The organism is Streptomyces sp. NPDC007905 (assembly GCF_042959345.1).
Lineage (GTDB): Bacteria > Actinomycetota > Actinomycetes > Streptomycetales > Streptomycetaceae > Streptomyces.
This window is the reverse complement of the sequence record NZ_JBIBKS010000009.1, coordinates 172,101-192,999: the sequence shown is the minus strand read 5'-3', so window position 1 is coordinate 192,999 and position 20,899 is coordinate 172,101. Positions and strand designations below refer to the sequence as shown.

Here is a 20,899-nt window from a genome sequence, read left to right as displayed (position 1 = left end):
CGTCCCTTTCTGTCATGGTCACTGGATCACCTTGAAAAGAACCGGGCCCGCGCTCAGAGCAGAGCGGCCTTGGGGCCGTCCGGCTCCTCCAGGCGCCGCTGGAGCACCGCACGGGAGAGCTCGGAGGACTCGTCGTCGGTGAGCCGGCGGAAACCGTCCTCGGTGATCACGGTGATGATCGGGTAGATCCGGCGGGCGACATCGGGACCACCGGTCGCCGAGTCGTCGTCTGCCGCGTCATACAGGGCCTGGACCACCAGGGTCGCGGCCTGCTCCTCGGTCAGGTCGTCACGGAACAGCTTCTTCATCGCACCCCGCGCGAAGATCGAGCCGGAGCCCGTCGCCGCGAAGTTGTGCTCCTCGGAGCGGCCGCCCGTCACGTCGTAGGAGAAGATCCGCCCCCGCTCGCGGTCCAGGTCGTACCCCGCGAACAGGGGCACCACGGCCAGTCCCTGCATGGCCATGCCGAGGTTGGAACGGATCATGGTCGACAGTCGGTTCGCCTTGCCCTCCAGGGACAGCTGGGCGCCCTCGACCTTCTCGAAGTGCTCCAGCTCGAGCTGGAAGAGCTTGACCATCTCAACGGCGAGACCGGCGGTGCCGGCGATACCGACGGCCGAGTACTCGTCCGCCGGGAACACCTTCTCGATGTCCCGCTGCGCGATGACGTTGCCCATGGTGGCGCGACGGTCACCGGCGAGCACGACGCCACCGGGGAAGGTCACCGCCACGATGGTCGTGCCGTGCGGCGCCTCGATCACCCCCTGGGTGGGCGGCAGCTGCCGGTTGCCGGGCAGCAGCTCGGGCTGGTGCTCCGACAGGAAGTCCATGAACGAAGAGGATCCTGGCGTCAGGAAGGCAGCTGGCAGACGCCCGGTGCTACGAGTGTTGGCTTCCACGCGTTTCCTTCCACGTGTGCAGCAGCCCGCCTTGTGACCTCGGGCTGATCCTTGAACTGCCCCAGTGCAGCGTTGCAGCTGAAGCACAGTACGCCACGGACCCTACCCGTCTCATGGCAGTGATCCACATGTGCGGGCACAGCGGCCAAACATATGCAACAGACGCCGCCTTGAGCGGCGATCGACTCGTCGCGCTCGTTCTCGGTGAGACCGTACTGGCGCTTCAGGTGGTCCTGCCGCCCGCGCGCGGCGCGGCACGCCTTGCAGCGGGTCGAGAGGCCATCGGAAGCAGTTGCGTTGCGATGCCGTTCGCTGTGCGGCTCGACCTCGCCGCACGTCCGGCAGAGCTTGTGCCCGGACGGCACGTCCGTCTCCTCCCGAACCGGCTTGCCCGTGGCCTCTTGGCGGCGCCGGTAGTGCGCGGCGCTGTACTCCGCCACGCACTCCCGGCAGTGCACCTGGAGGCCATCGCGCCGATTCCTGTCTCTCGCAAAGGCTGCAAGAGGCAAGTTCCGCTCGCACTTCCTGCAGTGCTTCGCGTTCGGCTCGCCAGCCACCCCCGCCCCCAGCCACCTTCGATCCGAAGGAGAAGCAGCAATCAGCCTTTACTCTCCGCCTTTTTGCACGAATGACCGAACGAAATCCTCGGCGTTCTCCTCGAGTACGTCATCGATTTCGTCCAGGACGGAGTCCACGTCGTCGCTCAGCTTCTCGTGCCGCTCCTTGAGGTCCTCCGACGCCTGTGCGTCCTGCGCCTGCTCCTCGACCTCCTCGGTGGAACGCGTCGCCTTCTGCTGGCCACCGCCGGTGTCCTTCGTTGCCATAACCCTCACCCCGCTCAGTTCGCCCGACATGGTCGACGGGTCGGCATTCCTGCCGATCGGTGATGATCAGACCCTACAAGCCGGGTCCGACATCGGCCCCGCAGTTTCGCCAACGTGCGGGGGCCACCTCGATGATTCCCGGGCGGCGGGGTTTCCACCCTGCCCGGCCGGGGCGGTACGAGTACCCGCTGGTCACGCTCAGCCGCCCGACAACACCCTGACCAGGTCTTCCGCCGTGCGGCAGCGGTCCAGCAGCTCCTTGACGTGATTTCGCGTTCCGCGAAGCGGTTCCAGGGTTGGAACGCGCTGCAGCGAGTCCCGGCCGGGGAGGTCGAAGATGACCGAGTCCCAGGAGGCGGCGGCGACGTCGTCGGCGTACTGCTCGAGACAGCGTCCGCGGAAGTAGGCGCGCGTGTCCTCCGGCGGCTTCCTGCGGGCCCTGTCGACCTCGGACTCGTCCAGCAGCCGCTTCATGCGCCCGCGGGCCGCCAGGCGGTTGTAGAGGCCCTTCTCGGCGCGTACGTCGGCGTACTGCAGGTCGACCAAGTGCAGGCGGGCGGCGTCCCAGTCGAGACCGTCCCGGCGGCGGTAGCCCTCCATCAGCTCCCGCTTGGCGACCCAGTCCAGCTCGCCGGCCAGGCTCATCGGGTCGTGTTCGAGCCGGTTGAGCGTGTCCTCCCAGCGGGAGAGCACGTCCTTGGTCTGGTCGTCGGCGTCCGCCCCGAAGCGCTCCTCCACGTACTTGCGCGACAGCTCGAAGTACTCCATCTGCAATTGGACGGCGGTCAGTGTCCGGCCGCTGCGCAGTGTGATCAGGCGCTTGAGGGAGGGGTCGTGCGAGACCTGGTGGAGCGTGCGGACGGGCTGGTCCACCGCGAGGTCCACGGCGATGAAGCCGTCCTCGATCATGGACAGGACCAGGGCGGTCGTGCCCAGCTTGAGGTAGGTGGAGATCTCGGAGAGGTTGGCGTCACCGATGATCACGTGCAGGCGGCGGTATTTCTCGGCGTCCGCGTGGGGCTCGTCGCGGGTGTTGATGATCGGGCGCTTGAGGGTGGTCTCCAGTCCGACCTCGACCTCGAAGTAGTCCGCGCGCTGGCTGAGCTGGAAGCCGTGCTCGTGTCCGTCCTGGCCGACGCCGACGCGGCCCGCTCCGGCGAAGACCTGACGGGAGACGAAGAAGGGGGTGAGGTGGCGCACGATGTCCGAGAAGGGGGTCTCCCGCTTCATCAGGTAGTTCTCGTGCGTGCCGTAGGAGGCGCCCTTGTTGTCGGTGTTGTTCTTGTAGAGGTGGATCGGCTGGGCGCCGGGGAGCTGTGCGGCCCGCTCGGCGGCCTCGGCCATGATCCGCTCGCCGGCCTTGTCCCAGAGGACGGCGTCGCGGGGGTTGGTGACCTCGGGTGAGCTGTATTCGGGGTGGGCGTGGTCCACGTAGAGGCGGGCACCGTTGGTGAGGATCACGTTGGCGAGGCCGATGTCCTCGTCGGTGAGCTGGCTGGCGTCGGCGGCCTCCCGGGCGAGGTCGAAGCCTCGCGCGTCCCGCAGCGGATTCTCCTCCTCGAAGTCCCAGCGGGCCCGGCGGGCCCGGTGCATCGCCGCCGCGTAGGCGTTGACGATCTGGGACGAGGTGAGCATGGCATTGGCGTTCGGGTGGCCGGGGACGGAGATCCCGTACTCCGTCTCGATGCCCATTACTCGCCGTACGGTCATGCGGCCCTCCTTGCCCGGCGGCACCCTCGGTCGTGGGCGCCGCTCAAGTACCGCTGGCGCTCCGGTGCGTGTGCGGTGCCCGTCCCCGCACTGCGCGACTCGGCGGTAGAAAAGAGCCTAGAACGCCTTTGCGCTGGTGGGGAGATCATTTGCGTCATTGCCTGCTCCGGTCGTGGCCTGAAAAACAGACGGCTGCGGGTACCCGCCGAGGGCACCCGCAGCCGCCCTGCTCTTACAGGTACTGACCGGTATTCGCCACCGTGTCGATGGAGCGTCCGGTGTCCGCGCCCTGCTTTCCGGTGATGAGGGTACGGATGTAGACGATCCGCTCGCCCTTCTTTCCGGAGATCCGGGCCCAGTCGTCGGGGTTGGTGGTGTTGGGCAGGTCCTCGTTCTCCTTGAACTCGTCCACGCAGGCCTGGAGCAGGTGGGAGACGCGGAGGCCCTTCTGGTTCTTCTCGAGGAAGTCCTTGATCGCCATCTTCTTGGCGCGGCCCACGATGTTCTCGATCATGGCGCCGGAATTGAAGTCCTTGAAGTAGAGGACTTCCTTGTCGCCGTTGGCGTAGGTGACCTCCAGGAAGCGGTTCTCCTCGGATTCGGCGTACATGTGCTCGACCGCCGTCTGGATCATGCTCTGGACGGTCGTTTCCTTGCTGCCGCCGTGCTCGCCGAGGTCGTCCGCGTGCAGCGGGAGGCGCTCGGTGAGGTACTTGCCGAAGATGTCCTTCGCCGCCTCGGCGTCGGGACGCTCGATCTTGATCTTCACGTCGAGTCGGCCGGGGCGCAGGATGGCGGGGTCGATCATGTCCTCGCGGTTGGAGGCGCCGATCACGACCACGTTCTGCAGGCCCTCCACGCCGTCGATCTCGGCGAGGAGCTGGGGGACGATGGTGTTCTCCACGTCCGAGCTGACGCCGGAGCCGCGGGTGCGGAAGAGGGACTCCATCTCGTCGAAGAAGACGATGACGGGGGTGCCCTCGCTGGCCTTCTCACGTGCACGCTGGAAGACGAGGCGGATCTGCCGCTCCGTCTCGCCGACGTACTTGTTGAGCAGCTCGGGGCCCTTGATGTTGAGGAAGAAGCTCTTGCCGGCGGCCTGGCCGGTCACTTCGGCGACCTTCTTGGCGAGTGAGTTGGCCACGGCCTTGGCGATGAGTGTCTTGCCGCATCCGGGGGGTCCGTAGAGCAGGACACCCTTGGGCGGACGCAGCTCGTGCTCCTTGAAGAGGTCGGGGTAGAGGTACGGGAGCTCGACCGCGTCGCGGATGGCCTCGATCTGGTTGCCGAGGCCGCCGATCTGCTCGTAGCCGATGTCGGGGACCTCTTCGAGGACGAGTTCCTCGACCTCGCTCTTGGGGACGACCTCGTAGACGTAGCCGGAGCGGGGTTCGAGCAGGAGGGCGTCGCCGGGGCGGATGGTGACGTCCAGCAGCGGCTCGGCGAGCCGTACCACCCGCTCCTCGTCGGTGTGCCCCAGCACGAGGGCGCGCTCGCCGTCCTCGAGGATCTCCTTGAGGGTGACGATGTCGCCGACGCGCTCGTATTCCATGGCGTCGACCACGTTGAGGGCTTCGTTGAGCATGACTTCCTGGCCGCGCCTGAGGTCGTCGAGCTCGACGCTGGGGCTCACGTTCACGCGGAGCTTGCGGCCGCCGGTGAAGATGTCTGCGGTGCCGTCCTCGTTGGCCTGCAGGAAGACACCGAAGCCGGCCGGCGGCTGGGCAAGCCGGTCGACCTCTTCCTTGAGGGCCACGATCTGGTCGCGGGCCTCGCGGAGGGTGTTGGCCAGTCGTTCGTTCTGCGCGGACACGCCGGCCAGGTTCGTCTGCAGCTCGACGATCCGCTCTTCGAGAATCCTCGTGTGTCGCGGAGAGTCGGCGAGCTTGCGTCGCAGGACGGCGATCTCCTGCTCAAGGTAGGCGATCTGCCCGGCCGGGTCGTCGGACCCTCGTCCCGGGCGGATGCCGCGGTTCATGTCGTCGTCGTGGGCTGCCACGGTCCTCACCTCCTCCAAGGGGAGCTGGACGCTTCCAGACCCTACCTGGGTGGGTGTCGATTGAAACCCCTAGATCACAAAGACTGTCAAGGTGTGTCGTCGGTCACCCGGTGCGCTCCCTCTCGCACGGAGGGAATACCCACTCAACGTGATTCAGAAGCGGCTTGTTCCATGTCCGGGACGGTCAAAACCCTTCAGGAGTGGCTGGAGTTGTCCGTTCCGGGCCGGTCGTCCGGTACGCGGGCAGACCTGAGGGCGCTCTGCCGTGTATCACGCAGAGCGACGGTACAGGCGGTCGGCGTCACGTTCGGGGCGGCCTGAAGTGTTCGCCCCGGCCCCGGGGCTCCCTTCCCCGGTCGGGCGCTGGTACCCGAGGCGGCGAGGGAGAAAACCCTCCTCCCTCGCCGAACACGGGCGGAAAGCGGGCGGAGGTAGGGTCGAGGTGTTCAACAGCCGCTGGAGCGGACCCGGCTGGACTTGGGACCGGGAGCACCGCCCGGCGAACCGACGGCAGGAGAGATGACCGTGCAGCAGGAGGCCCCGTGCGGCGAGGCGCTGGAGGTCTGGATCGACCAGGACCTGTGTACCGGCGACGGGATCTGCGCCCAGTACGCCCCGGAGGTGTTCGAGCTGGACATCGACGGGCTGGCCTATGTGAAGGGCGCGGGCGACGAGCTGCTCCAGGACGCGGGGGCCACGGCGCCGGTGCCGTTGCCGCTGCTCACGGATGTGGTGGACTCGGCGAAGGAGTGTCCCGGCGAGTGCATCCACGTACGCCGGGTTTCGGACAAGGCCGAGGTGTACGGGCCCGACGCGGTGTGAGTTCCGGACGACGGCCGGCTCTCACGCGGGTGTGAGTGCCGGTAGCCGTCCGGTGCGCGGGCGCGTGGGGGTGCCGGTCGGCCGCCGGAGTGTCACACGCTGTGGGCCGCTGCGGGGCTGGACCGGACGAACGCGCTGCCGTTCCACTGCCACTTGGCCGGGGTCTTCACGTCGGGGCAGCAACTGGGTACGTCGGCGGTCGAGTAGCCGAGCAGGGTGGCGCTGACGGCCCGGGCGCGCAGGGCGAACTCGGTGACGGTGAGCCGGTCCTTGGGGTCGACGAGTGTGGCGACGACGCGGGCCGTGCCGCCGTCCTTTCCCCGGGTGAGGACGTAGACGCCGTCGGGCGGGGTGCCCATGGCGGCGTCGCAGTGGACGACGGCGACGGTTTCCGGCCTGCCGTCCCCGTCCAGGTCGCCGGTGGCCTTCTTCACCACCACCGCCTTCACCGGTCCGCACTGGAGGGGGAAGTGCACGCCCGTCGTGCCGGGCGGTGCCATGGCGGCGGGGGCGGATGTGGCCTCGGTGCCGGTGGCCGGCTGCGCGGCCGTGGCCGAGCCGGGCTGTACGACGGAGGTCAGGGCGATCACACCGGCCACGGCGGTGGCGGTGGCGACCCAGTGGATGGGCCGGGTGTGCGTGAGGGCGAGCTCCGGAACGGCGGATTGCTGCACTAGGAGTGTCTCCTGTGAGGGCTGTGCCGGTGAGGGGGTGGCCAGCATGGTGCCACACGTCACAGTGCGGGGGAACGGCGGGGTCGGTGCGGGATTCCCGCACACGAAGAGCACGCGCGCGTGGGGGCGTACCCATCCCGTGTCGTGTCAACGGACGGGCGCCGTGCCCGGGTTCCCCTGATCGGTGGGGAACTCGGGCACGGCGCCCGTGCGTTGTGCTCGGCGGAGGGCCGGTCAGCGGCCGCCGCCGTCGGCGTTGGGTCCGGCGTAGTCCTCGCCGTAGGCGCCCTTGGCGGGGCGGCGCCGGCGCATGGGCGGCTCGACGCCGTCGGCGAGGCGACGGGCGGTCAGCAGGAAGCCGGTGTGGCCGATCATCCGGTGGTCCGGGCGGACGGCCAGGCCCTCGATGTGCCAGTTGCGGATCATGGTCTCCCAGGCGGTCGGCTCGTTGAAGCAGCCGATCTCCCGGATGGATTCGACGGTCCGGGCGAGCTGGGTGGTGGTGGCCACGTAGCAGCACAGGATGCCGCCGGGGACCAGCGCCTTGGAGACGGCCTCCAGGCACTCCCAGGGGGCGAGCATGTCGAGGATGACACGGTCGACGTCGGTGTCCGAAAGGTTGTCCTGGAGATCGCCGACGGTCAGCTGCCAGGCGGGGTGCGGGCCGCCGAAGTAGCGCTCGACGTTCTGCTTGGCGATCTCGGCGAAGTCCTCGCGGCGCTCGTAGGAGTGCAGCATGCCCTGGTCGCCGATGGCGCGCAGCAGGAAGCTGCTGAGCGAGCCGGAGCCGACGCCGGCCTCCACGACGCGGGCGCCGGGGAAGATGTCGGCGAAGGCGAGGATCTGCCCCGCGTCCTTCGGGTAGACGACGGCTGCCCCGCGGGGCATGGACAGGACGTAGTCGGGGAGCAGGGGGCGCAGCGCGAGGTAGGCCACGTTGCCGGTGGTGCGGACAACGCTGCCCTCGGGAGCGCCGATCAGTTCGTCGTGCGGGAAGGAGCCCTTGTGGGTGTGGAAGTTCTTCCCTGCTTCGAGCGTGAACGTGTAGTGGCGGCCCTTGGGGTCGGTCAGCTGTACCTGGTCCCCGACCTTGAAGGGCCCGCGCCTGCGGGCGGCACCGGTCGGTTCGGACATGTGAACAGACTACCGGCCTTTGCGGAGGCCGCCGACCACTACGAGGTGGGCCTGGCCATGGCCTTCACGAAGGCCCGTTCGACGTCCGCGGCGGACAGGACGCCGTAGATCTCGCCGGTCTGCTCGACGACCAGGTACTCGGTTGCGGGGGTGGCCCGCAGGGCGTCCAGCAGGTCCTCCCCGGCCAGCTCGGCGGAGACCCGCATGCCGTCGGTGAGCTCCTGGGCGAGGCCGCTGACGGCCACCCAGGGGCGGCGGTGCTCGGGTACGCCGACGATGGCGGCCTCGCGGACGAGGGAGAGGGGGCTGCCGTCGGCGTCGACGACGACCAGGGCGCGGGCGCCGGCGGCGTTGGCGCGGCGCAGGGCCTCGGAGAGCGGCGTGTCGTTCTCGACCGGTACGGCCCGCCGGGTCAGGTTGCGGGCCCGCAGCTCGGGGAGGTGCTCGCGCAGGCGGGCCATGCGCAGGCTGTTGCCGGCGCCGGTCCAGATGATCGCGGCGAGGATGGCGGCGAGCAGGGCATCGGTGACGGTGTCCATGCCGCTGATGTCCTCGTTGCCGCCGCCGAGAGCGCCGGACTGGTTGAGCAGCGGCAGGCCGACGAGGACGGAGATGGCGAGGGCGCGGCCCACCCAGGCGGCGGCGACGGTGCCGCTCATGGGCCTGCCGGTGATCTTCCAGACGACGGCGCGGAGCATCCGGCCGCCGTCCAGGGGCAGGCCGGGCAGCAGGTTGAAGGCGGCGACGATGAGGTTGGAGACCATCAGGCCGGCCAGCAGGACGCCCGGGACGGTGTCGGGCTCCACCGGCGTCATGGCCAGGTAGAACAGTCCGGCCAGGACGAGTGAGAGCAGCGGCCCGACGAAGGCCAGGACGAACTCCCGTCCCGGGGTCTCGGCCTCCTTCTCGATCTCGGAGACGCCGCCGAAGAACTGGAGCTGGATGCGTCGGACGGGGAGTTTGAAGCGGATCGCGGCGACCGTGTGGGCCAGCTCGTGGACCAGCACGGAGGCGTAGAAGGCGACGGCGAAGAAGAGGGACACCAGGTAGCGGGCGGCGCCCAGTTCGGGCAGCACGCGGTCGAGCTGGCCGCCGAAGACCCAGGTGATCAGCGCGGCGACGAGGAACCAGCTCGGCGCGACGTACACCGGCACGCCGAAGGGGCGGCCCATGAGCAGCCCGCCGCCGGGTTCCTTGGGCCGCGGCTGGGGCGGCTCGCCCTTGGCGATCCCGGAGTGCGCGAGGGAACGGTGCTCGTCGGTGTCGGTACGGCTGCCGGCGGCACTCTCTTCGCCGCCCTCGGTCCGCGGGCCCACGGGCCGCGCGTCCCGACCGGTGACGGTTCCCGGTTGCTCACCGGCCGTGGGCTGCGGGCCGTCAGCACGCGCGTCCTCGCCGGCCTCCGGCTTCGGTTCGGCAGCCCGCCCGTCCCCGTCGCCCCTCAGCTCCTGGCCGGCAGCCTGTACGTCTTCATCCGCCGTCGACCGGTGGCCGACGGCACGCGCATCCACACCAGTCCCGTGCTCTGGACCGCCGGCTCGCGCGTCCCCGTCGGCCCCCGGCACCTGGCCCGCAGCTCGCGCGTCCTCGCCGACCTCCGGTTCCTGGGCGACGGCTCGCGCGTCCTCGCCCGTACCCGCCTCCGGGTCGGCGGCTCGCGCATCCTCGTCGGCCCCCGCCTCCGGCTCGGCCGCTCGCGCACCCCCGTCGGCTCCCGCCTCCGGACGGGCAGCCCGGGCCTCCTCGTCCACCCCAGCCTCCGGATGGGTAGCTCGCGCGGCCTCATCGGCACCCGGCTCCTGGCCGACGGCTCGCGCGTCCTCGCCCGTACCCGCCTCCGGGTCGACGGCTCGCGCACCCCCGTCGGCCCCCGCCTCCGGACGGGCAACCCGGGCCTCCTCGTCCACCCCAGCCTCAGGGTCGGCGGCTCGTCCGTCCTCGTCGGCCCCCGGCTCCGGGTCGGCGGCTCGCGTGTGCTCGGGGGTGGCCGGGTCGGGGTGTGGGGCCCGGCCCGCGGGGGGTGGGGGTGTCGGGACTTCGTGGGGCTCCGGGCCGGGGTGGTCGGTGGGTCCGGTCGCCGGGGCCCTAGGACCTGCGGGGCGCTCGGCCGGCTCGTCGTTGCCGGACCGCGGCTGCCCGCTCCCGCCGCTCACGTCCACGGTGTCCCCTCGTTCGAAGCGTCTTCCACGCCTTGCCGGGCGGAAGGTCTCGGGTCGATGGTATGCGGCCGTGGTGGCACGTTCCGCCCCGGCACCCCTTGTGTTTGCCCCGCGGACGCGTGGCCGACGCGGCCCGCGGCTGGGTGACTGTCAGTGCCGGGCCGTATGGTCTGGGGTCATGGACAGCAGCATCGAGGACGCGGGGACCTTGCCACCGGAGGGCGTGCCACCGGAGGCGGGCGTGGCACCGGAGGTGGAGGCGGCGGTCGTCATGGCCCCGGGCGAGGCACCCGTCGGCGTGGCCGACGGGAGCGCGCCCGAGCGCGTGGCCGTGGCGCCCGCCTCGCTGTCACCGTCCCGGGCCAGTGACTTCATGCAGTGCCCGTTGCTGTACCGGTTCCGGGTGATCGACCGGTTGCCGGAGAAGCCGAGCGAGGCGGCGACCCGGGGGACGCTGGTGCATGCCGTGCTGGAGCGGCTGTTCGACGCGCCCGCCGTTGAGCGGACCGCGCCGCAGGCCAAGGCGTTGATCCCGGGGCAGTGGGACCGGCTGCGGGAGAGTCGGCCGGAGGTCGGCGAGTTGTTCGCCGATGATCCGGAGGGTGAGCGGCTGGCTCGCTGGCTCGGTGAGGCCGAGCGGCTCGTGGAGCGCTGGTTCACGCTGGAGAACCCGTCGCGGCTGGAGCCAGCCGAGCGGGAGCTGTTCGTGGAGGCCGAGCTGGAGTCGGGTCTGTGCCTGCGCGGGATCATCGACCGCGTCGACGTGGCGCCCACAGGTGAGGTGCGGATCGTCGACTACAAGACGGGGAAGGCGCCGCGGCCCGAGTACGCCGAGGGCGCGCTGTTCCAGATGAAGTTCTACGCCCTGGTGGTGTGGCGGCTGAAGAACGTCGTCCCGCGCCGGCTCCAGCTCGTCTATCTCGGCAGTGGGGACGTGCTGACCTACGACCCCGTCCTCGCCGACCTCGAGCGCGTCGAGCGCAAGCTGCTCGCCCTGTGGGAGGCCATCGCGCAGGCCACCGAGACCGGTGAGTGGCGGCCCCGGCCGACGAAGCTGTGCGGCTGGTGCGACCACCAGGCGCACTGCCCGGAGTTCGGCGGGACTCCCCCGCCCTATCCGCTGCCGGTGAGGGCGCCCGAGTCGGGTTCCGTCTCGCAGGGCAGAATGGGGCCGGACTAGCGAAGGAGTGTCACGTGGCCATCCGCGTCCTACTGGTCGACGACCAGCCGCTGCTGCGTACCGGTTTCCGGATGATCCTGGAGGCCGAGCAGGACCTCGCGGTCGTGGGCGAGGCCGGCGACGGCCTGCAGGCCCTCGACCAGGTGCGAGCCCTGCAGCCGGATGTTGTGCTCATGGACATCCGGATGCCGCGGATGGACGGGGTGGAGGCGACCCGGCAGATCACGGGGCCGGGGCGGGACGGCCCGGCGAAGGTGCTCGTGCTGACCACGTTCGACCTGGACGAGTACGTGGTGGAGGCACTGCGGGCAGGGGCCAGCGGGTTCCTGCTCAAGGACGCGCCCGCCAATGAGCTGGTGCAGGCGATCCGGGTCGTCGCGGCCGGCGAGGCCATGCTGGCGCCGAGCATCACCCGCCGCCTGCTGGACAAGTACGCCACGCATCTGCCCTCCGGCGAGGAGCCCGTGCCGGACACCCTGCACACCCTCACCGACCGGGAGGTGGAGGTGCTGAAGCTGGTGGCGCGCGGGCTGTCCAACGCGGAGATCGCCGCGGACCTGTTCGTCAGCGAGACCACCGTCAAGACGCACGTCGGGCACGTCCTGACCAAGCTCGGCCTCCGGGACCGGGTGCAGGCCGCGGTGTACGCGTACGAGAGCGGTCTGGTGCGCCCCGGCGCGCAGTAGGACCCGTACGACGACGGACCCCATGGCGCGAAGGGCGCCCCCCTCACGCGGGGGGCGCCCTTCGCGCCAACCGGCCGGACGGCCCGTCAGCTCTTGCTGAGTTCCCAGAACCGGAACACCGTGGAGGCGTCCAGGCAGTACTCCAGGCCGTAGACGCCGTCGCGGGTGACCGCGTACTGCTTCGCCTGCCAGACCGGCAGCACGGGCAGTTCGTCGGCGACGATGTCCTGCAGCTTCCCGAAGTCCTGGTCGGTCGCGGCACGGTCCCTCTGAGCGGCCGTGCCGGGGATGAGGGTGCCGGTGATCGCGCTGTTGCTGTAGCGGTTGCCCAGCACGTTGCCCTTGCCGAAGAAGGGCGCCGTGAAGTTGTCGGCGTCCGGGTAGTCGGGCACCCAGCCCTTCACGTAGACGCCGTACTTCCCCTTGGCGATGTCCTTCTCGTACTGGCCGAAGGCGACGGACTTGACGTCGGCCCGGAACAGTCCGCTCGCGTTGAGCTGGCCGGCGATGGCCTGCAGCTCCTCGTCGGTGGCGGGGCCGTAGCGGGACGGCGTGGACCAGAGGGTGAGCTTCACCTTGCCGGTGATGCCCTCGGCGCGCAGCGCGGCGGCGGCCCTGTCCTTGGAGGGGCGGGCGCCGTAGGTGTCGAAGAAGGCCGTGTTGTGGCCCGCGATGCCCGCCGGGATGATCGAGTACAGCGGGGTGGCCGTGCCCCGGTAGATCTTGCTGACCAGGGCGTCGCGGTCGAGGAGGTAGGCCATGGCCTTGCGGACGCCGAGCTTGCCGGCCACCGGGTCGTCCATGTTGAAGACCAGGTGCTGGACCTCGGCGCTGCTGCCCTCGATGACGTCGATGCCCTTGCTGCCGTCCTGCTGGTCGAGGTCGGCGATGTCGGTCGCGGTCAGGCCACGGTAGGCGACGTCGATGTCGCCGTTCTCGAGGGCCTTCTTCAGGGCGGTCCGGTCGCCGTGGAAGAACTTCAGGGTGACGCCGGAGTTCTTGATCTCGGCGGTGCCCTTGTAGGCGGGGTTGACGGAGAAGACGGCCTGATTCTTGTCGAAGGAGTCCAGCTTGTAGGGCCCGGAGCCGACGGCCTTGTCGTCGGTGCGCAGGCCGTTCGCGTCGTACTGCCGGTGGTCGACGATGGAGCCGGCGCCGGAGGCGATCTTGCTGGGGAAGGTGGCGTCGGGGACCTTCAATTTGAAGACGACCGTCTTCGCGTCCGGTGTGTCGACCTTGTCGAGCATCGGGAACATGACCGCCGGACCGGCGGCGTCGTCGATCTTCAGCATGCGGTCGAAGGAGAACTTCACGTCCTCGGAGGTGAGGGCGTCACCGTTGCTGAACTTCAGGCCGTCCTTGAGGGTGCACTGGTACACCATGGCCCGGGTGCCGGTGAAGGCGCACTCCTTCGCCGCCTCGGGCTGGGGCTGTGTCGCTCCCTTGGGGAAGCCGAGCAGCGACTGGAAGACGTTGTTGAACAACAACCAGGAACCGGGGTCGTAGCCGGAAGCCGGGTCCGTGGCGAGGACGTCGTCGGACATTCCCATCACCACGGAGGAGCCGGTACCCCCGGAGTCACCGGTCTCCGAGCCGCAGGCGGTCAACAGGCCGGAGGCCAGGGCCGCCACGATGGGCAGGACTGGCCACTGGTCGCGCATGTTCATATGTGCCTTGTCGTCGGTTCGTCGATCCGGGGCCGCCGTCCCGGGCCCCGGACAGGGAGAACGTCAGCCGCTCACACCGCGGCCGAGCTCCCACAGCTGAAGCGTCGAGGAGGAGTTGAGGGCGTAGGAGACGCCCGTGATGTTGTCCCGCGCGGCGACGTACTGCTTGCCCTGCCACAGCGGCAGCACGGGGATGTCCTCGGCCACGATGTCCTGAATCGCGGTCAGGTTCTTGGCGGCGTTGAGCCGGTCGGCCTCGCGGCGGGAAGCCGGGATCAGCGTGCGCTGGATGGTGCCGTTGGAGTACGGCGAACCGAGGAAGTTGCCCTTGTCGAGGAAGGGCGCGAGGAAGTTGTCGGCGTCCGGGAAGTCGGGGAACCAGCCCATGCCGTAGACGTCGTACTGGCCCTTCTGCTCGGCGGGCCGGAAGGTCGCCCAGGGGTGGCCCTGGATGGAGACGTCGAACAGGCCGCTGCCGTTGAGCTGCTTCTGCAGGATCTCGAACTCCTGCTTGGTGGCCGAGCCGTAGTGGTCGGTGGTGTAGTGCAGCGTCAGCTTCACCGGGGTGGTGATGCCGGCCTTGGTGAGCAGGTCCTTCGCCTTGGCGGCGCTGGGGTTGCCGTACGTGTTGAAGAACGAGTTGGAGTGGCCGGTGAGGGTCGCCGGGACCAGCGAGTACAGCGGCTCGGCCTGGGTGCCGTACACCTTGGAGACGAGCTCGCCGCGGTTGATGACCTGGGCCACGGCCTGGCGGACGGCCTTGTTCTTCACGGTGGGCGCGTTGGTGTTGAAGGCCAGGTAGCGGATTTCCAGGCCCTGCATGTCGACCAGGTCGACGTTCGCGTCGGAGCCGCTGTCCAGCTTGTTGATCTGCGCCGGCGACATGGCGCGGGTCATGACGTCGATGTCACCCTTGTCGAGCGCGCTGCCCATGGTGTCCGCGTTGTCGTAGGTGCGCAGCACGACCTGGTCGTTGTGCACCTTCACGCTGCCCTTGTAGGTGGGGTTCTTGGTGAAGGTGGCGCTGACGATCGCGTTGTCCTTGACGTCGGCCTTGAAGGTGTAGGGGCCGGAGCCGTCGACCTCGAAGCCGTCCCGCAGCTTGCTCTTGGTGTAGTCCTTGGGGTCGATGATGCCGGCGACCGGGGTGGACAGCTTGTAGGGGAAGGTGGCGTCGGCCGTCTTGAGGTGGAAGATGACCTCGCGCTCGCCCTGGGTCTCGACCGTGTCGACGGTGTTCAGCAGGGTTGAGACACCGCTGTCGGCCTTGAGGTGCAGGGCGCGGTCGATGGAGAACTTGACGTCCTCGGCCGTGATCTTGTCGCCGTTGGCGAACTGCAGGCCGTCCCGCAGCTTGCAGGCGTAGCGCTCGTTGCCGCTGTCGGTGAAGGAGCAGCTCTCGGCGGCCTCCGGCACGGGGTCGCCCTCGCCCTTGGGCTGGGTCATCAGGGTCTGCACCGTCTGGCGCAGGATGTTCCAGGTGCCGACGTCGTAGGCGTAGGCCGGGTCGAGGGGCGCCGGCGCGTCGCTGGTGGCGGTGAACCGGTCGGTGGTGCCGACGACGATGGCGTCCCCGCTCTTGCTCCCGCTGTCGGTCCCGCCGCACGCGGCGAGAACCGGCGTGAGCAGGCCGACCACTGCCGGCAGCACCAAAGTCTTGCGGTTCATGCGGGAGTTTCTCCAGAGCTGTTCGAGTCCGTGTACCCGGCATGCATGGGTGGTGCGGCGGATCACGGGGGTTGCGGCGATGTTCTCGCGATGAGATTAGTCCGCGCGCGTAGGAGGGTTAACAGCCGCGCGAGTTGAGCCCTCATCACGCAGTGAAACCGGGTGTGGACGCACCGAAAACCCGACAGCGGCAGGATTCGTACAGCGTCCCATCAATCGGGACACAAGGTCCCACTTATCGGCCTCGAGCTGGGGCGATCAGCACACTCGGCTAGCGATGTCGAGCCGGTCAAGGGTGGTGAACGTCACATTCCCTCGGGACCGGGCGTTACCGGGATTCGGCCGGGCGGCCCCCTTGGAATGGCGCCTGGGTGTACTTCCCCGGAATTTTGTCCAACGCGTCCAATGAACATTGCAGTCCCCCTCGCGCTTCGGGCAGGGGGTACCCCCCGTGAACGGCTAGCGCATTTCCGTCATCAGACCGCGCAGGAATGCCAGGTCGACCTCCTCGAGGGAGGTCACGACGGTGCGCCGCTCGGCCGGGACGATGGGGGCGACGGAGGGTACGGCGACCACATGGCAGCCTGCCGCCTCGGCGGCGGCGACGCCGGTCGCGGTGTCCTCGACGACGGCGCATCTGGCCGGGTCCACGCCGAGGCCGGCGGCGGCGAGCAGGTACGGGTCCGGGTAGGGCTTGGTGCGCGAGACCTCGTCACCGGCGATGGAGAGTCCGAAGTGATGGGAGCCGAGCACGCTCAGCACCCGGTCGATGATGCGCCGGTGGGAGGCGGACACCAGGGCGGTGGGGACGGCCTGCTCGTGGAGTTCGGCGAGCAGCCGGGCGGCGCCGGGCATCAGCGGCAGATGACGGCCGATGCGGGCCTCGAAACCCTCGTTGAGCAGGACCGACAGTTCGGCGAGGGTGATGTCGGCACCGGTGGCCTCGATGAGGAAGCCGGCGCTGCGGGTCATGGGACCGCCGACCACGACGTGCCGCCAGGAATCGTCGAGGCTGTGGCCGAGGGCGGCGAAGACCTCGACCTCGACGTCCCACCAGAAGCCCTCGGTGTCCACCAGGGTGCCGTCCATGTCGAGGAGCACCGCCTGCAGGGCGGAGCCGTCGGCCTGGGGGGCCTCCCCTGCTCGAGCGGCGTCGAGGGCTTGGGGAAGGGTTCCGGGCGCGGGGACCGTGCTGGTCATCCGGGCGCACCTCCTTGGGGGACGGCCAGGCCGGTTCCCGGACAGGGAACCGGCCTGCAGTGGACCGACCAGTGTACGGCTCCGGCGAACGAATCGCCTCGTTTATCCCGCGCGCGCCGGGGGTAGTCATGTAGGACCTCCCATGCAGGCCAGGGGGCCTTTTCGGGTGCCCTGCAGCTGCCCGCCCCGGTGCCTCCGGCCCGCTGTCCGGACGTGGCGTTCCACACACCGAGACACGGTCGAGAGCATGCGGGCCCAGTGCCGGGGCAGCCGCACGAGCGCCGCGCGCCGCCGGACACACCGCGTCACCGGACACCCCGCGTCACCGGACGACCCGCACCGGGCACTCCGCGCCCGCGAGCCGACCGGACGCGTATCGGCCGACCCGGCACACACCGCCCGTCCGGCCGGAAGCGCCCCGGCCGGCCAGAACCCAGGCCGCGGCACGCCCGGGCGACCGTAGGTACACGGCAGCCGACGGCTCCGGAGCGGCTCTTCCGCCGAGCCCCGGAAGCGTCAGCGGGCGTTGAAGTACTTCGCCTCGGGGTGGTGGATCACGATCGCGTCCGTGGACTGCTCGGGGTGCAGCTGGAACTCCTCGGACAGGTGGACGCCGATCCGCTCGGGCTGCAGGAGTTCCGCGATCTTGGCGCGGTCCTCCAGGTCGGGGCAGGCGCCGTAGCCGAGGGAGAAGCGGGCGCCCCGGTACTTCAGGGCGAACATGTCCTCGATGTCGGCCGGGTCCTCGCCGGCGTAGCCGAGTTCGGCGCGGACGCGGGCGTGCCAGTACTCGGCCAGCGCCTCCGCCAACTGGACGGACAGGCCGTGCAGTTCGAGGTAGTCGCGGTAGGAGTTCGACTCGAACAGCTTGGCCGTCTCCTCGCCGATGCGGGAGCCGACGGTGACCACCTGGAGGCCGACGACGTCCGCCTCCCCCGACTCCTCCGGACGGAAGAAGTCGGCCAGGCAGAGCCGGCGCCCGCGGCGCTGGCGCGGGAAGGTGAAGCGGGTGCGCTCGTTGCCCCGCTCGTCCAGGATGATCAGGTCGTCGTCCTTGGAGACGCACGGGAAGTAGCCGTAGACCACAGCCGCTTCGAGCAGGTTCTCCGTCTGGAGCCGGTCGAGCAGCCCGCGCAGGCGGGGGCGGCCCTCGCTCTCCACCAGTTCCTCGTACGACGGCCCGTCCCCGGTGCGGGCCTGCTTCAGGCCCCACTGGCCCTTGAACAGCGCGCCCTCGTCCAGCCAGCTCGCGTACTCCTTGAGCTGGATGCCCTTGATGACGCGGGTGTCCCAGAACGGCGGGGTCGGCACGGGGTTGTCGGTGGCGACGTCGGAGCGGACGTGGCCCTCCTCCGGGCGCTCCTCGACCTCGACGGCGGCCGCGGCGCGGACCCGGCGCTGCTTCAGCTCGGGCAGCTGTGCCCCGGGCACGCCCCGCTTGACGCCGATCAGGGCGTCCATCAGACGCAGGCCCTCGAAGGCGTCGCGGGCGTAGCGGACCTCGCCCTCGTAGATCTCGTGCAGATCCTGCTCGACATAGGCCCGAGTGAGGGCGGCGCCGCCGAGGATGACCGGGAAGCGGGCGGCGAGGCCGCGCTGGTTCAGCTCCTCCAGGTTCTCCTTCATGATCACCGTGGACTTCACCAGGAGGCCGGACATGCCGATGACGTCGGCCCGGTGTTCCTCGGCGGCCTCCAGGATCGCGGAGACCGGCTGCTTGATGCCCAGGTTGACGACGTTGTAGCCGTTGTTGGACAGGATGATGTCGACCAGGTTCTTGCCGATGTCGTGCACGTCGCCGCGCACGGTGGCCAGCACGATGGTGCCCTTGCCCTCGGCGTCCGACTTCTCCATGTGCGGCTCGAGGTGGGCGACGGCCGTCTTCATCACCTCGGCGGACTGGAGCACGAACGGCAGCTGCATCTGGCCGGAGCCGAAGAGCTCGCCGACGACCTTCATGCCGTCCAGGAGGGTGTCGTTGACGATGTCCAGGGCGGGCCGGTCCTGGAGGGCCTCGTCCAGGTCCGCCTCCAATCCGTTGCGCTCGCCGTCGATGATGCGGCGCTTGAGCCGCTCCTCCAGCGGCAGCGCGGCCAGCTCCTCCGCCTTGCCGGCCTTGAGCGACTTGGCGGTGGCCCCCTCGAAGAGCTGCATGAGCTTCTGGAGGGGGTCGTAGCCCTCGCTGCGCCGGTCGTGGATCAGGTCGAGGGCCGTCTGGACCTCTTCCTCGCTGAACCGGGCGATCGGCAGGATCTTGGAGGCGTGCACGATCGCCGAGTCCAGGCCCGCCTTGACGCACTCGTCCAGGAAGACGGAGTTCAGCAGGATGCGGGCGGCCGGGTTCAGGCCGAAGGAGATGTTCGACAGGCCCAGCGTGGTCTGCACCTCCGGGTGCCGCTTCTTCAGCTCGCGGATCGCCTCGATGGTGGCGATGCCGTCCTTGCGGGACTCCTCCTGACCGGTGCAGATGGTGAAGGTCAGAGTGTCGATGAGGATGTCCTCCTCGCGGATGCCCCAGTTCCCGGTCAGGTCGTCGATCAGCCGTTCGGCGATCTCGACCTTCTTCTCCGGGGTGCGGGCCTGGCCCTCCTCGTCGATGGTCAGCGCGATCAGGGCGGCGCCGTGCTCCTGGGCCAGCTGGGTGACCTTGGCGAAGCGGGAGTCGGGGCCGGCGCCGTCCTCGTAGTTGACGGAGTTGATCACCGCGCGGCCGCCGAGCTTCTCCAGTCCCGCCCTGAGCACGTCGACCTCGGTGGAGTCGAGGACGATCGGCAGGGTGGAGGCGGTGCCGAAGCGGCCGGCCAGCTCCTCCATGTCGGCGACGCCGTCGCGGCCGACGTAGTCCACGCAGAGGTCGAGCATGTGCGCGCCCTCGCGGATCTGCTCGCGGGCCATCTCCACACAGTCGTCCCAGCGGCCCTCGAGCATGGCCTCGCGGAACTTCCTGGAGCCGTTGGCGTTGGTGCGCTCGCCGATGGCCAGGTAGGAGGTGTCCTGCCGGAAGGGGACCGACTGGTAGAGGGAGGCGGCGCCGGGCTCGGGGCGCGGGTGGCGCTCGGGCGGGGTCAGGCCCTGGACGCGCTCGACGACCTGGCGCAGGTGCTCGGGGGTGGTGCCGCAGCAGCCGCCGACGAGCGAGAGGCCGTACTCGCGGACGAAGGTCTCCTGGGCGTCGGCCAGCTCCGGCGCGGTCAGCGGGTAGTGGGCGCCGTCCTTGCCGAGGACCGGCAGGCCCGCGTTGGGCATGCAGGACAGCGGGATGCGCGCGTTGCGGGCGAGGTAGCGCAGGTGCTCGCTCATCTCGGCCGGGCCGGTGGCGCAGTTCAGGCCGATCATGTCGATCCCGAGCGGTTCCAGCGCGGTGAGGGCGGCGCCGATTTCCGAGCCGAGCAGCATGGTGCCGGTGGTCTCGACCGTCACCGACACGATGACCGGCAGGTCCAGGCCGAGGGCCTGCAGGCCCCGGCGGGCGCCGAGGACGGCGGCCTTGGTCTGCAGCAGGTCCTGGGTGGTCTCCACGAGCAGCGCGTCGGCGCCGCCGGTGACCAGGCCCTCGGCGTTGCGCTGGTAGGCGTCGCGCAGAGTGGTGTAGGGGGCGTGGCCGAGGGTGGGCAGCTTGGTGCCGGGGCCGATGGAACCGAGGACCCAGCGGGGGCGGCCGTCCTTCGCGGTGAACTCGTCGGCCACCTCGCGGGCCACCCGGGAGCCGGCCTCGGACAGCTCGTGCACGCGTTCGGGGATGTCGTACTCGCCGAGCGCGGAGTGGTTGGCCCCGAAGGTGTTGGTCTCGACGCAGTCGACGCCCACGGCGTAGTACGCCTCGTGGACGGAGCGGACGATGTCGGGGCGGGTGATGTTGAGGATCTCGTTGCAGCCCTCGAGGTTCTGGAAGTCCTCGAGGGTGGGCTCCTGGGCCTGGAGCATCGTGCCCATCGCTCCGTCGGCGACCACCACACGGGTGGCGAGCGCGTCTCGGAGCGCGGACGCACGGGTCCGGCTGTCGGCGGAAGGGGTCGTTGGCAACGAGGCCATGAAGGGGCTCCCTGAGGTGCGACGGCTGTCGGCTATGCGGCTTTCCCAGCAGGGCCGGGTAAGGGGCACGGCGCCAGAGTAACCGGGAGTGGGCTTGGATGGGCACCGGCGTCCACGAGACGGACGCCGGTGGCGGACCCGGACGGCCCAGGCGCCGCGGGCAGGCCCCCGGTGATGTAACAGCTGTCGCCCAACCATTAGCGGGAGGTCGACATGGACCGGTAGTGTTCGACATTGCCGAACAG

Annotated in this window: 15 protein-coding genes; 3 read left to right on the top strand and 12 right to left on the bottom strand. The window is 69.8% G+C overall.

Annotated elements, in window-relative coordinates; all coding sequences use genetic code 11:
- Positions 1-53: 53 nt before the first annotated feature.
- The 5 genes from prcB to arc all read right to left on the bottom strand — a co-directional run bounded on the left by prcB (position 54) and on the right by arc (position 5,432).
- On the bottom strand, positions 54-899 hold the full coding sequence (gene prcB / locus ACFZDC_RS18145; protein WP_391324861.1) for a proteasome subunit beta: 846 nt from the start codon (positions 897-899) through the stop codon (positions 54-56).
- Entirely contained in the window at positions 851-1,456 is a 606-nt protein-coding gene (locus ACFZDC_RS18140; protein ID WP_391324859.1) for an endonuclease domain-containing protein, read from the bottom strand. The genes prcB and ACFZDC_RS18140 overlap by 49 nt, the downstream gene beginning before the upstream one ends.
- Positions 1,457-1,504: 48 nt before the next feature.
- Positions 1,505-1,723 (bottom strand): ubiquitin-like protein Pup, encoded by a 219-nt coding sequence (locus ACFZDC_RS18135; RefSeq protein WP_020939002.1) that lies wholly within the window; start codon positions 1,721-1,723, stop codon positions 1,505-1,507.
- 198 nt (positions 1,724-1,921) lie between these two features.
- Complete coding sequence (gene dop / locus ACFZDC_RS18130) at positions 1,922-3,433, bottom strand: depupylase/deamidase Dop (protein ID WP_391324857.1); 1,512 nt, start codon at positions 3,431-3,433, stop codon at positions 1,922-1,924.
- Positions 3,434-3,665: 232 nt separating this feature from the next.
- Positions 3,666-5,432, bottom strand: coding sequence for a proteasome ATPase (gene arc, locus ACFZDC_RS18125; RefSeq protein ID WP_391324855.1), 1,767 nt, complete (start codon positions 5,430-5,432; stop codon positions 3,666-3,668).
- Positions 5,433-5,951: 519 nt separating this feature from the next.
- Here arc and ACFZDC_RS18120 point away from each other — a divergent pair.
- Positions 5,952-6,254: a ferredoxin gene (locus ACFZDC_RS18120; RefSeq protein WP_391324853.1), complete on the top strand. Its 303-nt coding sequence runs from the start codon at positions 5,952-5,954 to the stop codon at positions 6,252-6,254.
- 92 nt (positions 6,255-6,346) lie between these two features.
- On the opposite strand, the gene ACFZDC_RS18115 is transcribed toward ACFZDC_RS18120, so the two are convergent.
- The 3 genes from ACFZDC_RS18115 to ACFZDC_RS18105 all read right to left on the bottom strand — a co-directional run bounded on the left by ACFZDC_RS18115 (position 6,347) and on the right by ACFZDC_RS18105 (position 9,573).
- Positions 6,347-6,928: a hypothetical protein gene (locus ACFZDC_RS18115; RefSeq protein ID WP_391324851.1), complete on the bottom strand. Its 582-nt coding sequence runs from the start codon at positions 6,926-6,928 to the stop codon at positions 6,347-6,349.
- A gap of 234 nt (positions 6,929-7,162) precedes the next feature.
- Positions 7,163-8,062 carry a tRNA (adenine-N1)-methyltransferase gene (locus ACFZDC_RS18110; protein ID WP_391324849.1) on the bottom strand — a complete coding sequence of 300 codons (900 nt, stop codon included), beginning with the start codon at positions 8,060-8,062 and terminating at the stop codon, positions 7,163-7,165.
- 38 nt (positions 8,063-8,100) lie between these two features.
- Positions 8,101-9,573, bottom strand: coding sequence for a site-2 protease family protein (locus tag ACFZDC_RS18105; RefSeq protein ID WP_391325105.1), 1,473 nt, complete (start codon positions 9,571-9,573; stop codon positions 8,101-8,103).
- An 826-nt stretch (positions 9,574-10,399) separates the two neighbouring features.
- On the opposite strand from ACFZDC_RS18105, the gene ACFZDC_RS18100 reads away from it, so the two are divergent.
- Positions 10,400-11,401 carry a PD-(D/E)XK nuclease family protein gene (locus ACFZDC_RS18100; protein ID WP_391324848.1) on the top strand — a complete coding sequence of 334 codons (1,002 nt, stop codon included), beginning with the start codon at positions 10,400-10,402 and terminating at the stop codon, positions 11,399-11,401.
- 14 nt (positions 11,402-11,415) lie between these two features.
- Positions 11,416-12,087: a response regulator transcription factor gene (locus ACFZDC_RS18095; protein WP_010045368.1), complete on the top strand. Its 672-nt coding sequence runs from the start codon at positions 11,416-11,418 to the stop codon at positions 12,085-12,087.
- 86 nt (positions 12,088-12,173) lie between these two features.
- Here the strand turns inward: ACFZDC_RS18095 and ACFZDC_RS18090 are convergent, their stop codons facing one another.
- The 4 genes from ACFZDC_RS18090 to metH all read right to left on the bottom strand — a co-directional run bounded on the left by ACFZDC_RS18090 (position 12,174) and on the right by metH (position 20,654).
- Positions 12,174-13,754 (bottom strand): ABC transporter substrate-binding protein, encoded by a 1,581-nt coding sequence (locus ACFZDC_RS18090; RefSeq protein WP_391324846.1) that lies wholly within the window; start codon positions 13,752-13,754, stop codon positions 12,174-12,176.
- A 63-nt stretch (positions 13,755-13,817) separates the two neighbouring features.
- Positions 13,818-15,422 carry an ABC transporter substrate-binding protein gene (locus ACFZDC_RS18085; RefSeq protein WP_391324844.1) on the bottom strand — a complete coding sequence of 535 codons (1,605 nt, stop codon included), beginning with the start codon at positions 15,420-15,422 and terminating at the stop codon, positions 13,818-13,820.
- Positions 15,423-15,881: 459 nt separating this feature from the next.
- The gene (locus ACFZDC_RS18080; RefSeq protein WP_391324842.1) at positions 15,882-16,622 is read right to left on the bottom strand and encodes an HAD-IA family hydrolase; all 741 of its coding nucleotides are present in this window, start codon (positions 16,620-16,622) and stop codon (positions 15,882-15,884) included.
- A gap of 516 nt (positions 16,623-17,138) precedes the next feature.
- Positions 17,139-20,654 (bottom strand): methionine synthase, encoded by a 3,516-nt coding sequence (metH, locus tag ACFZDC_RS18075; RefSeq protein WP_391324840.1) that lies wholly within the window; start codon positions 20,652-20,654, stop codon positions 17,139-17,141.
- Between the last annotated feature and the right edge of the window lie 245 nt (positions 20,655-20,899).